At 70.0% G+C, this 13,687-nt stretch carries 18 protein-coding genes; 1 reads left to right on the top strand and 17 read right to left on the bottom strand.

The annotated features are described in order from the left end of the window. The first annotated feature begins 229 nt into the window (after positions 1-229). Positions 230-1,069, top strand: a complete 840-nt coding sequence (locus tag ACGFZA_RS09635; RefSeq protein ID WP_330829950.1) for a class I SAM-dependent methyltransferase — start codon at positions 230-232, stop codon at positions 1,067-1,069. Between the two features lie 100 nt (positions 1,070-1,169). Here ACGFZA_RS09635 and ACGFZA_RS09640 read toward each other — a convergent pair whose 3' ends face one another. The 17 genes from ACGFZA_RS09640 to ACGFZA_RS09720 all read right to left on the bottom strand — a co-directional run bounded on the left by ACGFZA_RS09640 (position 1,170) and on the right by ACGFZA_RS09720 (position 13,582). Continuing rightward, positions 1,170-1,994 (bottom strand): hypothetical protein, encoded by an 825-nt coding sequence (locus tag ACGFZA_RS09640; RefSeq protein ID WP_393678544.1) that lies wholly within the window; start codon positions 1,992-1,994, stop codon positions 1,170-1,172. A 49-nt stretch (positions 1,995-2,043) separates the two neighbouring features. Beyond that, positions 2,044-2,808, bottom strand: coding sequence for a hypothetical protein (locus ACGFZA_RS09645; protein WP_393678545.1), 765 nt, complete (start codon positions 2,806-2,808; stop codon positions 2,044-2,046). A gap of 76 nt (positions 2,809-2,884) precedes the next feature. Further along, positions 2,885-4,684 carry a type IV secretory system conjugative DNA transfer family protein gene (locus tag ACGFZA_RS09650; protein WP_393678546.1) on the bottom strand — a complete coding sequence of 600 codons (1,800 nt, stop codon included), beginning with the start codon at positions 4,682-4,684 and terminating at the stop codon, positions 2,885-2,887. A 44-nt stretch (positions 4,685-4,728) separates the two neighbouring features. Continuing rightward, positions 4,729-5,520 carry a DUF317 domain-containing protein gene (locus ACGFZA_RS09655; RefSeq protein ID WP_393678547.1) on the bottom strand — a complete coding sequence of 264 codons (792 nt, stop codon included), beginning with the start codon at positions 5,518-5,520 and terminating at the stop codon, positions 4,729-4,731. Positions 5,521-5,525: 5 nt separating this feature from the next. Beyond that, positions 5,526-6,107, bottom strand: coding sequence for a hypothetical protein (locus tag ACGFZA_RS09660; RefSeq protein ID WP_330829958.1), 582 nt, complete (start codon positions 6,105-6,107; stop codon positions 5,526-5,528). A 68-nt stretch (positions 6,108-6,175) separates the two neighbouring features. Further along, the gene (locus ACGFZA_RS09665; protein WP_393678548.1) at positions 6,176-7,003 is read right to left on the bottom strand and encodes a DUF317 domain-containing protein; all 828 of its coding nucleotides are present in this window, start codon (positions 7,001-7,003) and stop codon (positions 6,176-6,178) included. Next, the gene (locus ACGFZA_RS09670; protein WP_393678549.1) at positions 7,000-7,350 is read right to left on the bottom strand and encodes a hypothetical protein; all 351 of its coding nucleotides are present in this window, start codon (positions 7,348-7,350) and stop codon (positions 7,000-7,002) included. Before ACGFZA_RS09670 ends, ACGFZA_RS09665 begins: the two co-directional genes overlap by 4 nt. Before the next feature lie 603 nt (positions 7,351-7,953). Then, entirely contained in the window at positions 7,954-8,760 is an 807-nt protein-coding gene (locus ACGFZA_RS09675; protein WP_393678550.1) for a DUF317 domain-containing protein, read from the bottom strand. Next, positions 8,757-9,146 carry a hypothetical protein gene (locus ACGFZA_RS09680; protein ID WP_393678551.1) on the bottom strand — a complete coding sequence of 130 codons (390 nt, stop codon included), beginning with the start codon at positions 9,144-9,146 and terminating at the stop codon, positions 8,757-8,759. Before ACGFZA_RS09680 ends, ACGFZA_RS09675 begins: the two co-directional genes overlap by 4 nt. 30 nt (positions 9,147-9,176) lie before the next feature. Beyond that, positions 9,177-9,509: a hypothetical protein gene (locus ACGFZA_RS09685; RefSeq protein WP_330829968.1), complete on the bottom strand. Its 333-nt coding sequence runs from the start codon at positions 9,507-9,509 to the stop codon at positions 9,177-9,179. 19 nt (positions 9,510-9,528) lie between these two features. Continuing rightward, entirely contained in the window at positions 9,529-9,933 is a 405-nt protein-coding gene (locus tag ACGFZA_RS09690; RefSeq protein WP_330829970.1) for a hypothetical protein, read from the bottom strand. A gap of 13 nt (positions 9,934-9,946) precedes the next feature. After that, positions 9,947-10,096 carry a hypothetical protein gene (locus tag ACGFZA_RS09695; protein ID WP_330829972.1) on the bottom strand — a complete coding sequence of 50 codons (150 nt, stop codon included), beginning with the start codon at positions 10,094-10,096 and terminating at the stop codon, positions 9,947-9,949. After that, positions 10,093-10,848: a hypothetical protein gene (locus ACGFZA_RS09700; RefSeq protein WP_393678552.1), complete on the bottom strand. Its 756-nt coding sequence runs from the start codon at positions 10,846-10,848 to the stop codon at positions 10,093-10,095. Before ACGFZA_RS09700 ends, ACGFZA_RS09695 begins: the two co-directional genes overlap by 4 nt. 82 nt (positions 10,849-10,930) lie before the next feature. Further along, positions 10,931-11,248, bottom strand: coding sequence for a hypothetical protein (locus ACGFZA_RS09705; protein WP_330829976.1), 318 nt, complete (start codon positions 11,246-11,248; stop codon positions 10,931-10,933). A 236-nt stretch (positions 11,249-11,484) separates the two neighbouring features. Continuing rightward, positions 11,485-12,399: a hypothetical protein gene (locus ACGFZA_RS09710; protein WP_330829978.1), complete on the bottom strand. Its 915-nt coding sequence runs from the start codon at positions 12,397-12,399 to the stop codon at positions 11,485-11,487. Continuing rightward, positions 12,396-13,169 carry a hypothetical protein gene (locus ACGFZA_RS09715; RefSeq protein ID WP_393678553.1) on the bottom strand — a complete coding sequence of 258 codons (774 nt, stop codon included), beginning with the start codon at positions 13,167-13,169 and terminating at the stop codon, positions 12,396-12,398. Before ACGFZA_RS09715 ends, ACGFZA_RS09710 begins: the two co-directional genes overlap by 4 nt. After that, positions 13,166-13,582: a hypothetical protein gene (locus ACGFZA_RS09720; protein WP_330829981.1), complete on the bottom strand. Its 417-nt coding sequence runs from the start codon at positions 13,580-13,582 to the stop codon at positions 13,166-13,168. The genes ACGFZA_RS09715 and ACGFZA_RS09720 overlap by 4 nt, the downstream gene beginning before the upstream one ends. Positions 13,583-13,687: the final 105 nt, after the last annotated feature.

The following is a 13,687-nucleotide window of genomic DNA, read 5'->3' on the forward strand; positions in this document are numbered from 1 at the left end:
ATGCTCCCTTTCTGCGGTTCATGGTCTTGTTGCGAGGTGAGGCGGCCGACGCTGGGCGCGTTCTCAACTCCAAGGCAGCCGAAGGAATCGTCCGCCGGAGGGTGCGAAAGTCGACCGCCCAGCCAGCGCCGTTCTGGCTTTGGGGCGAGGCGGGTGTGGCGGATGCCGGGGGAGGTTGAAGCTGCTATCTCCGCTCATGGGCAGGTGGACATCGCCTAGCCTGCTCTGCATGCCCGACGAAATCTCGCACGCGAAGCGCGACGACCGGCTTGAGGAATCCCGACGGTTGCGCCTGAGCCAGACTTTTGACGAGGATGCGGAGCTGTACGACCGGGCCAGGCCGGGCTATCCGCCGGAGATGTATGAAGACCTTGCGGAGTTTGCCGGTGCCCGCCCTGGCAGCCGGGTATTGGAGGTCGGCTGTGGGACCGGCCAGGCCACAGTGCCGCTGGCCGACCGACGCTGTCGGATCACGGCCGTCGAGGCGGGACCAAGCATGGCCGCAGTTGCCCGCCGCAACCTGGACGGCGCTGCGGGAGTGGAGATCATCACGTCGGACTTCGAGAGCTGGCCGCTGCCGGAGGACTCGTTCGACGTGGTCTTCGCAGCGACTGCCTTCCACTGGATCGATCCGGCAGTAAGGATGGTGAAGGCCGCCGAGGCGCTGCGCCCGGGCGGGACGCTTGCCGTGGTGCGAACCCAGCATGTCAGTGGCGGCACCGAGGAGTTCTTCATAGAGGTCCAGCGCTGCTATGAGCGCTTTGATCCGGACACGCTGCCCGGGACACGGCCGCCGGCGGCCGCCAGCGTCGACGGCTCGGACCATGCCCAGGAGGTCGCGCGAAGCGGTGCGTTCGGTCCAACGGTGTTCTGCCGATACGAACACGACCTCACGTACACCACGTCGGAGTACCTGGAGGTGCTTCAGACCTACTCCGGCCACCGAGCTCTTCCAGAAGCTGCCAGGGAAGGACTGCTGGGGTGCATTGCGAGCCTGATCGACGGACGGTACGGCGGTCAGGTGACCAAGCGCTACCTAATCGAGTTGGCAGTGGCACACCGGCGGTGACGCTGGTCGGCGAACCATGACGACAGCCGGTTAGCCACAGCGTTCGCTCCAAACACGTATTGCGGTGGGACCAGGACCCGGTCGTCGTGCGCGTACTGACTCAACGGTGTACCCCTTGCGTCACTGTGGCTTTCGGTGCGACGGCCTTTGTCGTCGACGATGTGGTGTGAGGGCGGTGCTGAGCCAGTGCACGTCGCCCCTGATCGGTCACGGTGATCTTCTGGCCCTGGAACAGCGAGGTGCTTGCGTCTGCGTTGACCAGTCTGCGCTTGGCCAGAGTCCGGTAGGTGGCGATGGAGACGCGGGTGCTGTCCTTGGTGGCGACCCGGGTCACACCCAGCCCGCGGGTTGAACTTTCATACAGCCTTCCGCCGACGGCCAGCGCGGTGAGGGCGTCGTACTGGGCGGGACTGAGCGCGGCCCCTGCCGTCTGCTGTACGGCCGACGGCTTGTGATCTTGAGCGGAGGCGAGATCCTCGGCGATGCCGTGGGCGAGGTGGCGGCAGCCGGTCGAGCACAGGTCGAGCTGATGGACGGCATCGTTGAGGTGCTCGCTCATCTTCGGAATGGCCTCGGCGTGCCGGGCTGCGCGTACCGCTTCGTTGTCGGCCGGGTACCCGGCGAACTGCGCCCCTTCGTACGGGTTGGCGAGCAGCACGTGGGCAAGGTCCGTGCCGGCGAGCGATGACGAGGACACGACGGAGGACAGCAGGCCCAGGCTGGCACGGCTGCCGGCGGCGTGGATGTACGCGCTGTTGTCGAGCGCGGTCAGGCGAACCATGGCGGTGGCGGTGAGGTCCTGGGCCTGCAAGAGGAGGGGGCCGATGCGGCGCAGCGCGTCCGTGCCGGGCGTGTACGAAACGGCGTGCACGCGCGCCTTGAGAGCTTCGAAGTCACGGGCCAACTGGCGCAGTTGGCTGGCCATTTCGTGGAGATCGGTCGAGGGCGTGGGGATGGGTGGCTCCTGGGTTGGATCAGCGGCTTCGGGCCGTGGCCTGCGCGGTGGCTGGGAGGGGGCGGGGCTTCGTCCCGGGTGCGGCGCTCGGTCTTGCCGGGGGCAGTTCGATGACCGAGGCGAGGGAGGTAATGCCTGGCGCGGTGAGGCGCACGCGGTCCTGGGGAGGGCCGCCGATGTAGGCGGCGTGCGCCGAGTTCACGGTTCTCTCGACCAGGCCCTTCGCCTCTAGGGCACGCAGGGTGCTCGTCAGTACCTTGGGCTCGCGGGAGCGTGTGAATTCGCGGTCCAGAGAACTGCCGGCCACGACGTGTCCGCGGGCGATCTCGGCCAGGGCGTCGCACTGAACGGCAGTCAGCCGTTGATCGGCGACCGGAGCGGAGGCCCAGCGGCGCCGGCGCGTCTCGGCGGCCAAGGTCACCGCGCAATTGACGGCCGCTTCCGGGGCCAGGGCGGTCAGCCCGCGAGCCGTCCCGGCACGAAGGCCCCCGGAGGCGGTGGCGAGGAAGGCGAGCTGCTGCAGACGCATGACCGTCTCGGCCAGCTCCACGCTCTCGTAGAGCCGTTCGCCTTGGATCGCTTTGATCGCGGACTGGGTGTCGGCTGCCAGGCGCAGCGCCGAGTCGGCGTGGGTGTCCGGCTCGGACGGGGCGGTGGTGCGCAGGAGGAGATCGAGTGCGTCGTTGTGCTGGGTGTACTGGTCGGCCAGATGGAGCAGCCGCTCGACGGGGGTGGGCGGCGGCGGGACGTCGAACAGTAGGGCTTCGGCGGGCGGCTCTGTCATGAGCGCCGCCGTATGGGCGGGCAGGGGGTGATGAGTCTCTTCTCCAGTCGAGTGGGGCGGCCGGCGCGGTGACGGGTTAAGCGGCCGGGCCGAAGTCGCTTTGCTTCGGTGTCGCCTTGGCGATGGCGCGTTCGGTGATGCCCTTGGACGCGCGGGCGGAGGCGGCGGAGAGTTCGCCGGCGCCGGGCTCGAGATACCAGGGGCGCAGGTCGAGCATGGCCGCGCGCATGCCGGTGGCGAACGCGAGCGCGGTGCCCTTGGGCAGGGCGCGGATGGCGTCGGCGGCCAGGATTCGTTCCTGCCGCATCGACACGGAGGTGGACTTCCCCGACTCCGAGGTCGAGGTCGAGGTCGAGGTTGTCTCGACATCGTGGTCGCCGATCAGGCGGGACAGCTTGTCCGCGAAGTCCGGGTCGTCGATGCCGGAGCCGATGACCTTGATCGTGGAGGCGCTCCACATGGCGTCCATGCCGGCGTCGCCCCACACTTTCTGGCCCTGGCGGTAGGACTGCAGGATCGTCATCGGGATGATGCCGCGCGAGCCGAGGTGGGAGTACAGGTCGGGCAAGTCGCTGATCTTGCACACGTTCGCGGCCTCGTCGAGGATCGCGAGCATCGGCGGGTCGAGGCGTCCACCAGCACGTTCGGCCTGAGCGGTCGCGGCCCGCATCACGCTGTCCGCGCACGCGGCGATCAGTGCGCTGGCACCGCCTCCGCCGTCCTTCGACAGCAGGTAGAGCGTGTCCTTCGAGGTGACGAACGTGGACGGCGTGAACTCCGGCACGTTCTTCTGCGGGGTCACCCAGGCGGCGATCTCCGTGTTCAGGAGGGCTGCGGCGTACTGGCGGGCCGTCTCATAGATGCCGTCGCGTGTCTCAGGCGGCCCCTCCACCGTTCCCTTGAGCTGCGCGGCGACTGCGGCGAAGCCATGGTCACGCAGGATGTCGAGCGGGGTTCGGTCGGCGGGGAAGGCGAGCCAGGCCATCACGTCGGTGATCGGTCGCTCGGCGAGCGCGGCTGCCAAGAACAGCTGGCTCAGGATGTTCGACCCGGCCTTGGACCAGAAGTCACCCTGCTGACTGGCGTCGACGCTGGCGGCGAGGAAGTGGCCGGCAAGGCGCCCGGCACCGTCGAGGGTTTTGGCGTCGGCCAGGGGATTCCACCACATCGCCCGTTCGGCGTGGGCGATCTGCTGCGGGTCCATCGACCAGGTCCGGCCGACGGCTGCCCGTGCGTCGATCGTCGCGGTGTAGGCATCCCCGGCGGCCTTGTTGGAGGTGAGCAGGACTGGGCCGGGTGCTGCCAGGATGGAGGGGATCGCCAGGCTGGTGGTCTTTCCGGAGCGGGGCGCCATGATCGCGACGGCCACGTCCTCGTATCCCATCCGCACCTCGTATTTGGTGCCCTGGAGGTTGCCGAGCAGGATGCCGGAATCGGCTGGGTCGATGTGCTTGGTGTCCTTCAAACTCGGTCGCAGAGAACGGGCCTTGGCGGTGATGGCCTTGGACATCAGAGGTTCGATGTCTTTGTGTTTGGCCATGCCCACGACGCGCTTCTTGCGTCCGCTTCCGCCGTCCTTGTGCCGCTTGTAGAGCACGGCGGCGGTGACGGCGAGGGACAGCAGCAGGGCGCCGGGAACGATGCGTGTCCCGATCAGCAGGGACGTTTCACCGAGGTGGGGCCACAGCTGCTCGGGATGGAGCAGGGCTGCGACGGGCTGGTACGGGGCACCGGTGTCAGCGTCGGTGATCCGGGCGGCGATGGTGCCGCCCACCCAGGCCAGGTTGGCCAGGGGGACCGCGATGGCAAGGGCGACGCCCAGGACGCGGAAGGCTATGTCGTATCCGTCGGTGGACGTGGAGTTGGGCTGGGGCAAGGGGCTGTTCCAGGGAGCGTGGAGGTGGGGCGCGGTGGTGACGTTCAGCGGGCTCGACGCGCCGTGGGGGCGTGCGGCGGAGCGGGAGGCGCCGACGGCGACGATGCGGGGTTCCGCTGGGCGAGGGCGGTGGTGCGGTTCCTGAGCGCGAAGGCGACGGACTCTGCGCTGACCTGCCGGGTGCTGGTACTGCCGTGAGTCACGGCCAGAGAGGGAACGCGGTGTGGATGCCGGATGAGGGGCGTCGTGTCGGCCAGCGCGCCGAAGAACGCGGAGACCAGGTGGGACGGGGTGTTGCCGTCTGCATACGCGCGCCAGATGGCGGGGAGGCGATGGACGGACGTTTCGACGATCCAGCCGGCGCTGCGCCCGCGCTCGTCGACGATCCGGTCGACCCGTGCCAGGCCGTCGGGGGAACTCATCCCCTTGGGCGAGGTGAGACCGTCGTGGAGGCGGGGAGCATGCCAGCCTGCCGCGCGCAGCGGATTGTACGGGTCGACCGACGCCGTCGGCGGTGGGGCGGGGGCGGTGAGCGTGTCGGTGACCGCGGCGATGATCTCGACCGGAGTCTGGGCGTCGAAGGTGATCTCCCAGGCGCGTTGATCACCGTGACGCGCATGACGCAGGGTCCACCACGGCTCGGCCGGGTCCGGGTCCGGCGCGATCCGCAGCTGGGCGAGCTGGTCGGGGCTGGTGAGGATGACCCGCGGCACCAGCGGATCCCCGGCGGTGCTCCAGCCGCAGGCGCGACGGAGGGGAACAGTGACCCAGGCCGGGTCGCCGCTACCGGCCAGATAGCGGGGCGAGATGAACGTCTGCTCGATGGACTCGGCCACAGCGCTCACCGCCGTACAGCGGCGGGTGCCGGAGGGGCTGCGACCGCCGTTGGTGCGGCTGCCCGCGACTGCTGTTCGGCCAGCGCGTTCACGGCGAAGAGGGCCTGGCCGTGGATCGCCCACTGATCCAGGTAGGGCCATGCTTCCGCGTAGCTCTCGGCGAGCGGTTCCTCGTACGCCGGCGTGCCGGGCCGGGCGCTCTCGGGCAGCGCAGCGCGTACGGTAAGCCAGTCGTCGTAGACGGCGTACAGGCATTCCGTGGCCTCATGCAGTTCCCGTACCTGCCAGGCGAAGCGCCGCGTACGGTCGGATCCCGACAGCTGGGCGAGCTGCTGTTCGGCGACATACACCAGTTCGTCGGCGTGGTAATAGACGCGGCCGAAGACGGCCAGGGTGTGGGCGTCGCGTTGCTGCTGGCGCAGGCCGTAGGCGTCCTCGTCGTGGGGCTGGAACGTTTCGGGGTCGGAGTGCCGGGCGGAGTAGTGGTCCCAGGCGGCGAGGATCTGCCGGCTGTGACGCAGGTAGAGCGCGAGCTGGCTCAGGTAGAGCCGGTGCTCCTGGCTCCCGGGTTCGAGTGAGATCGTCAAGAAGGGCCTTCGGGCGAGCGGTGGTGGTCGGTGCGGGGTACGGAGCGGTTGAGGCCGCTCCGCACCGTTCAGCGGCTTCGGGCCGCAGGCGCGGTCGCCTCGGCGTCGAGCGCCGAGGCCGGACGTGTGGTGGGTGCGGAAGTGCGGCGGGCCTTGCGGGCGTCGGTCCGGATGGCCTTCAGCCGCGCGTCGTGGGCGGCAGCGAGCTGATCACCCTGGGCCCCCACTTCCACCTGCGTGACCAGGTGGAAGTGGGGGACGTCGTAGTGGCCACGGGAGACGGGGGCCGGATCGGTGAGGGCGGCGGCGAAGCCTGCGAGCAGGTGGCGAGGGGTGCGGTCGTCGAAGTACGCGTGCCACAGCCGGTTGTGGCCGCCGAGCCCGGTGGGCAGAGCGACTTCGGCAGTCCAGGCGAAGTGGTCGCTGGTCAGCGTGGCCGACCGCTCCATGGTGGTGATGCCGTCCGGGTGACGTGCATGCTCGTTGCCTCGTCCGTCGCGCTCGTACGTCCAGCCGGCAGCCTGCAGCACGGGCCAGATGTCCGGCTCGGTCTCGGGCGGGGGGTGCAGGAGCGCTTCGGTGAATCCGGCGATGATCTCGGCGGGCGTGTTGCCGCCGAAGGACGCGTGCCATCCGCCCCACGGCGTCGAGGAAATGCGCCACCAGGAGCCGTACGTCTCCGGTGTGGGTTCCAGGACCAGCGTGTGTCGGTAATCGGGGCTGGCGAGAACGACGTGGGGGAAGTCGGGATCGCCGAAGTTCTTCCATCCGCCGGCTCGTAGCGCCTGAGTGACATGGCGCGGGTCGCCGGGTCCGGCGAGGTGGCGGGGTGTGGTGTCGAACCAGATTCGGGACCAGGGGGCGTCGGCCTGGCTGGCAATGTAGGGACGCGTCACGTGGTCGGCGGCGGTCCGGCTGCCTCGAACGTGTAGCCGCGCAGGCGCTGCACGTCCCAGTGCAGGACATGCCAGTCGGTGGCCTCCTGGGCGGCCTCCCGGAGTCCGGTGATGATCAGGCGGATCTCGTCGGCCTCGGCGCTGGTCTGCTGGGCGATGAGGCGCGCGGCGCTGCGCAGGACATCGCCGAGCAGGATGGGCACGCCGGTGTCCTCGTCGAGGAGCCCGGCGAGAAGCGGCAGTACGTCGGATACCGGCGGATGGGTACGCAGGTAGTCCTTGGCCTGGGCCAGGGTGGCGGTCGCCTGCGCGACCTGGTCAGTGCTGGGCACAGAGGGGTTGGGCATCAACGTCCTTCGTGAAAGGGGAAAGAGGAGGCGTACGGGCGCGCCTGGTCAGCGGTGCTTCTTGTGGCGGGACCGCCTCTGGGGAGGGGGCGGGGCCGATGCTGACGGTGATGGATCGGGCGGGCCGGGACGCGGAGCGGCTTCGAGGCGCTGCAGATGCTGGCGACGGTGCTGTTCCGTGGTGACGACGCTCCGGTGAGAGTCGATGTAGCCGAAACGTGAGGGCCGGGGTCTGGCCCTCGTCGCGCAGCAGCGGGCCGGGCTTGGTGAGCGCGGTGACGAACCCAGTGAGCGCGGCGGCCGTAGCGGTTTCGTCGGGCGGACCACATGTGGTTCTTGGCCGGGTGGATCCGCCACCAGGCGCTGTGTGCGTCGGGTTAGGGCTCCAGCGTGGGGTGCAGGCAGTGGTCGGGGCTCTCCAGCAGGACGTGCGGGAAGCCGGGCACCAAGTGGGTGCTCCAGCCGGACGCGAGCAGGTGCTCGGTCACATGCCGGGGGCGCCTCCGCCAGTCAGGTGTCGCGGCGAGCCCTCGTCCAGCCAGCGGACGGCGTTGACGCGATAAAGGGTTGGGCCGTTGACGCGGGAGTAGAAGCGTTCGTGGCTCATCGCGTCCGCCCGGCCTTGGCGTACGGGCGTGCTCCAGGGCCTTGAGGGCGCGCCTTGTTGGTGGCGAAGGCGTTGCTGGCCCAGGTGGCGGCGCGGGCCGCGGTGATCCGGGCCTGTTGCCAGGCGCTGAGCTGCGAGGGCAGCACGGACACCGAGGTGGTGCGGATCTTCTGGGAGGGCGGAACGTGGCCGAGAGGCCGCATCACCGGCTCCGGATCGGCGAGCGCGGTGCTGAACGCCTGTACGAGGTGCATCGGTGTGGTCGGCGTGAACACGGCCTCCCACACCCGGCCGTGTTCATTACGGGCGCCGGCCCACCAGTGCGCCTGTCCGGGAGCGGACTGGTGAAAGCGGACGAACGCGTCTCCGTCGGGGCTGCGCGCGGTGAAGTGCTGTCCTCGCTCGGCTTCCCAGCCCTGTTGCTGGAGGGGTTCCCACACGTTGGGGGCGTGCGCGGATCGGGGCCGGGTGAGCGCGTCGGCGACGCCGGCCACGATCTCGACGGGTACCTGGCGGCCGAGGGTGGCGTGCCATGCCTCCTGCGTCGCGGTCTGCTTCCCGCTGATGGTCCAGCCGCCGGGCTGGGTGAACGGGTCGTATCCGATGCGCACGGACTTGTCGGGGCTGTCGAAGACGGCCGGTCCGCCGTTCTTGGACCTGTCCTTCCACCCGGAGGCGCGCAGGAACTCGGTGACGTGGCGCACGTCGCCGCCGCCGGCGAGGTGGCGCGGCTCGATGAGGTAGTGCTGCTGGGGCTGCTGGCTGGTGGGGCCCCAGCCGGCCCACTGCTGGTTCTTCTTCACCGGCGCCGCCTGATGACCATCGCGGACGCGACCGGAGCAGTGGTCGGCCTGCTGGAGGGGGCGGTGGGCTTGGCCACCTGCTTGATCGTGTCGGTGTGTTCGGCGAGGTCGCCGCCCACGCTGTCGAGTTCGTTGGCGGCGCGGCCGAGGGCCAGCCAGACCTCGGGGGGCAGGACGCCGTGCTCGGAGTGGACCTTCGCGAAACGCGATCCGGTTTCGACGAGTTGGGTGACCTCGCCGAGGATGCCGGTGTCGTAGTCGAGGACGCCTGCCAGGATCTGGGCCGCCTCGTGCGGCGGCGCGAGGGCGAGGTGGCGACGGAGCTGGCCGAGCTGCCCGGCGATGGCTTCAGCCAGTTGTACGGAAGGGAGGTTCGAGTCGGTCATGGGCCTCCTGAACAGGGCGGTTCGGGGGTGTTAGTCGTGGCGGCGGAGGCGGTAGCTGTCGACGAGGAGGAGGGCGTCGCGGCGGCGGGCTTCGTCGAGTGCTGCCTCGGGGCGTCCGCCGACCAGCGGAATGGTGCGTTCACCGCTGCCGACGGTTACGGCGCGCAGGTATCGGCGGAACAGAACGGTGGCCAGGCGGGGTTTGCGGCTGGTGCTGATGGGCGGTGGTGTGCGGTCGGGTTCGTCGGTGACGCGGGCTCCTGGTGAGGGTGATTGCTGGCCCCGGTGGTGCGGGGCCGGCGTGGTCGGGTGGCCAGCGGGTACAGCGCGCACGCGCAGCGCGCGGTGCGGAGGCCGGGGCATGCTCCTGGTGCTGGTCGTCTCACCGGCGGCGGGTGCCTGGCGGACGCTCGGTGGTTTGGACTGCGGCCACGGCCGGCGGCGGTGCCGGGACGTTCTGGTTGCGCATCGCCGTGGCGGCGTCGATGTAGGCGGCGGAGTCCCAGACGTCATCGGTGATGTGGACCATGTATCCGGCCTTGTGCAGCCAGGGCACCGCATGGGTGGCGAGCTGCTTCTTCGCGGCCTCGTCGAGGTGGCCGGGCGCTTCGTGCCAGATGTAGACCCGCCCGGCGGTGGCCAGAGTCTGGCGTTCGAAGCCGAGGCGGTCGAGCAGGGCCAGGAGCTGTTCGGGCGCGCCGGTTGGGGTGTCGGCGTGGACTGTGTCGGTCAGGGCCTTGCGGTAGATCGTGACGTCGGTGCCCTCGTCGTCGGCACGGTTTCCCACGTGAGGGTGGCTCCTACTGGTCAGGGCTATCGCCGGTGGTCTGCAGGATGCCCGCCGCACGGGGGTCGCCGTCGATCGCGACGACCAGCTGGGTACGTGGGTCGCGGGTGAAGACGACGTAGTCCAGGGCGAAGAAGGTCGGTTCGTCGTCGCGGCGCGTCATCGGCTTCGGTGCGGGGCGGCGACCGTCGGGGTCGGCGGCGCGACCGAGGCGGTGCCCGGTGCCGGCCGGGCCTGCGGGTGCCGCAGGACGACGCCGATGCCCAGTTCGTCCAGGCGAGCCCCGGCGGCTCGTGCAGAGGCGGCCTGGTGGGCGGTGTCGTCACCGGACAGGACCAGGACGTCGCGGGCCGAGTCGAAGGTGAAGCCGCTGTCCGTCAGGGCCCGAGCGATGTCGGCGCGGTCGGGCTTGTCGACGTCGAGCGAGCCGTCAGACCAGGTCATGACGACGCGCTGCGGGTCGGCCTGTGGCAGCGCCAGCCGGTCGGCGTTGTCGCGCACCTGGGTGAGCGCCACGTAGTACCGGGGCAGCAGGTCGACGGTGACGTCCTCGGCGGCGCTGAACGGATCGGCGTCGACCGCGAGACCGTCGGGCTCGCGTACGCCACGGAATGCCTCGGCCGGTACGTGGTCGGGGGCCAGTGCGGCGATGAGGTACCCCTCCGCGTGGCCGGGTTGGGCCGTGACGAACAGGCGCGTTCCGTCGTGCCGTTGCAGCACAGCGCAGTGGTCCACGGGGTGCTTGGCCAGGGCTTCAGCGACCTCGCTCATGTCCCAGACCGCGTCGGTGAGGACGTGGTGGACGTTGAGGCCGCCACGGTCAGGGTGGTACGCGCTGGTCCAGGTGCCCGGCAGCTCGCCGGCGAGGACGGCAGCGAACGAGCCGAGGCTGGTGTCGGGGGTGGGGTCGTGCATGGGCTCCTCGGAAGGGTAGGGCGCGATCAGCGCCGCGGGCGTGCCGGGGCGGGTGCGGCGGGCACGGCGACGGGGCTGGTGGTCAGGCGCGGCGGAGGCGCCGGGCAGGCGCAGACGGCGGAGGCTTCGCGTTCCTCCAGTCCGACCTCGGCGGTGCACGCACGGCGCTGGGATTGTCCTGCTGCCGGTCGGCGAGGTCGTTGCGGATGTGCGCGAGGTCGGGCCACAGGACGCCGAGCACACCGTCGTGGGAGGCCGTCAGCTCGGTCAGGACGTCGGCGACCTCGTCGCTGCTGGTGGCGTCGCGGATCCGCTCGGCCAGGTGCGCGATGGAGGAGCCGAGCGGAAGGTAGCGCGGCTCGCGCATCTCGGTGTCGAAGGCGTCATCGCCGTACTTCATGGCACGCAGACGGGCGACGGCGTGGGTGGCGAGACGTTTCTCCTCGCTTCGTCAAGGCCGATGCGCAGGCGGTAATAGGTCTCGTGGAGGTGGACGACGGGGACGGAGCCGCTGCGCTCAAGGATGCTGTGGGCTTCGGGATCCCCGCCGCGGCCCGAGGACTTCCCTGGAGTGCACGTCGCGCCTCAAGGTCAGGAAGCGATCGGCAAGGGCCAAGAAGGGTTCTTTCAGTCGGCTCAGCGGGAGAGCCGGGCGCCGGACGGGCCAGGTGCGACGATCCGCGTGGGTGCATGGGGTGTTGGCCCGGCAAGGGGCGCTTGCGAGGGGGGTGGCAGGGTCGCAGCCAGAGACTCGAGACTCTCTTGGATGCCGTACAGGCGGCGGGCCACCATCTCCAGCCGGTGCGCGATGTCGGGGCCGTACGCATCCGGCAGGTCATCGAGGCGGTGGGCCGCGTGCTCGATGAGGCCACGAACCGTGGACAGCGGCCCGGTGCGTTCGGCGGCGAGCTGTCGCAGCAGTACGCCGAATTGACAAGCGGCATCGGCGGGACCGGCTTCCAGTCGGCGCCCTGCGAACCGGGCTTGCTGGACGGGCTGCTGCGGATCTGGTCCACTACGGGGCGAGATGAGGCCCAGCTCTGCCTCGATGCGTCGGCTCTCCGCCGCCAGGAGCGCGAACAGCCGGTGCGGCTGTGCGGTCCAGGTGTCGTCGGGGCGGATGAGGTTGGCAATCAGATCGAGGCGGCCGGGCTGCGCCTGCACGGCGATCCAGCGGCAGCCGTGGTCGTCGCCAGGGTGTTGGATGCCGGCGGTGCGGGCGATCCGGTGGGCGATCTCAGTCCACTCGGGGCGGGTCAGCTCCCGGTCGTCCGGGTGCAGCCGCACGTCCGCGTGCCAGATGGCGCGGCGACCCTCGGAGGTATCGGCTGTGTTGAGCTGCCAGGTGGGTTCGGCCAGATGCTCGACCCAGTCGGCGTATGTCCAGTTCCGGTGGTGTTCGTAAAGGGAGGTGTAGTGGCTGTCCAGCCCCGGCCAGTGGGCGACCAGGGCGTGGTCGGTCAGGCCCTCTTGGCTGTTGACAGGGCGGCCGAGGGCTTGGGTGAGCGACTCGGTGGGGCTGTCGTTGCGCGAGTTGACACGGATGATCACGAGCTGGAGTCCGGGCGGCGGGTGATGAGAAGGGTCAGGTCGTGCGCCGTGGTGATCAGGGCGCGTTCGCGTACCAGGTCGGCGTGGACTGCCAGTTCGCCGGGCGTCAGCAGCTCCAGGGCGTGGTCGATGGCGGTGAGGGCCTCGGGATAGTGGCCCAGAGCGCGCCGGGCCGAGGCCATGCGGAACAGTGCGATCGGATCGTCGAGTCCGCCTTTGGGGAGCAGCCCAACCAACATCAGTAGCAGGGGTGCTCGGCCGGGAAGGAAGGTGCCCAGCCACACGCCGTGCAGCAGGACGTGCAGGGTCTTCGGGTGGCCGGGTGCGGCCACGAGGACCCGGTGCAGGACGGCGAGGCCGTCGGAGCGTGACTGCCCCAACCGTGAGAAGCCGTACAGGGCTTCGCTGTACGGGTCTTCGTTCAGCACGCTCACCGGTACCTTGTTCATGAGCGATTCGATGTCGCGGCAGCGGAAGTCATAGCGAAGACCGGTCAGGTACAGGTGCCGGTACGTCCGCCAGATCACGGGGTCGGGGCTGGCGTCGGTGACGTGCTCGGGGGAGAGCGCGACCAGTGTGCCGTTGCCGGCGGCGCGGGCCTGCCAGGCGACGTCGGCGCATACTTCGGCCGACTCCTGCCATGTGGCCTCGATCTGGCGCAGAGCCTCGGCGAGCAGCGTCGGCCACTGGTTCCCGGTGATCGCCTCGATGGCCGCCGAGGCCGCACCGTTCAGGGCCGTGGCGCGCTCCGAGCTGAGTGTCTGGGTCACTGGCCGCTCCGGGTGTCGGCGACGTGCACCACGTGGTTGAGGTGGGTGACTGAGTACCAGCCGCAGTCGACGTCCTCGTCGGCATTGGCCAGGCGCGGGACCAGGTACGTGCGCAGCGCTTGCTGGTAGATGAGGCAGTCTGGGCAGCGGCTGGAGAGGTGGACCAGGTAGCGCGGGTGCGCGGTGATGTACGTGCGGTCGCCGCCGGCCGGGTCGTACAGGCGCCAGCCGTCCTCGGCGGTCGGGGTGTGCCACGAGGGGGTGACGATCTTGTAGGCATCGCCCCACAGTTCGCTTCCGGCGACGCCCTTGAGGATCACGACCTGGTCGCCGGGCCGGAAGTGGGCGTGGGTGATGTCGCGTTCGGGGGTGACGATGTCACCTGGGGCATGCGGGTGGCGGGACTCGGGCACAGCAGGAGGTTCCTTCCACGAGGTGCGCGGGGAGGCGGTGGGAGGAACAAGGATCCGGACGATCCCCGGTTTCGGTAACCGGGGATCGTCGGGTATGCGGCCCGG

Origin of the sequence: Streptomyces sp. NPDC048211 (genome assembly GCF_043202315.1) — a bacterium.
In the GTDB taxonomy this organism is placed as follows: domain Bacteria; phylum Actinomycetota; class Actinomycetes; order Streptomycetales; family Streptomycetaceae; genus Streptomyces.

What these genes read in the sequence shown, in the direction of transcription:
- ACGFZA_RS09685 (WP_330829968.1), bottom strand. Translation starts at nt 9,509, where the DNA reads ATGCCCCGGCCTCCGCACCGCGCGCTGCGCGTGCGCGCTGTACCCGCT.
- ACGFZA_RS09700 (WP_393678552.1), bottom strand. Translation starts at nt 10,848, where the DNA reads ATGCACGACCCCACCCCCGACACCAGCCTCGGCTCGTTCGCTGCCGTC.
- ACGFZA_RS09695 (WP_330829972.1), bottom strand. Translation starts at nt 10,096, where the DNA reads ATGACGCGCCGCGACGACGAACCGACCTTCTTCGCCCTGGACTACGTC.
- ACGFZA_RS09640 (WP_393678544.1), bottom strand. Translation starts at nt 1,994, where the DNA reads ATGGCCAGCCAACTGCGCCAGTTGGCCCGTGACTTCGAAGCTCTCAAG.
- ACGFZA_RS09680 (WP_393678551.1), bottom strand. Translation starts at nt 9,146, where the DNA reads ATGACCGACTCGAACCTCCCTTCCGTACAACTGGCTGAAGCCATCGCC.
- ACGFZA_RS09705 (WP_330829976.1), bottom strand. Translation starts at nt 11,248, where the DNA reads ATGAAGTACGGCGATGACGCCTTCGACACCGAGATGCGCGAGCCGCGC.
- ACGFZA_RS09645 (WP_393678545.1), bottom strand. Translation starts at nt 2,808, where the DNA reads ATGACAGAGCCGCCCGCCGAAGCCCTACTGTTCGACGTCCCGCCGCCG.
- ACGFZA_RS09670 (WP_393678549.1), bottom strand. Translation starts at nt 7,350, where the DNA reads ATGCCCAACCCCTCTGTGCCCAGCACTGACCAGGTCGCGCAGGCGACC.
- ACGFZA_RS09635 (WP_330829950.1), top strand. Translation starts at nt 230, where the DNA reads ATGCCCGACGAAATCTCGCACGCGAAGCGCGACGACCGGCTTGAGGAA.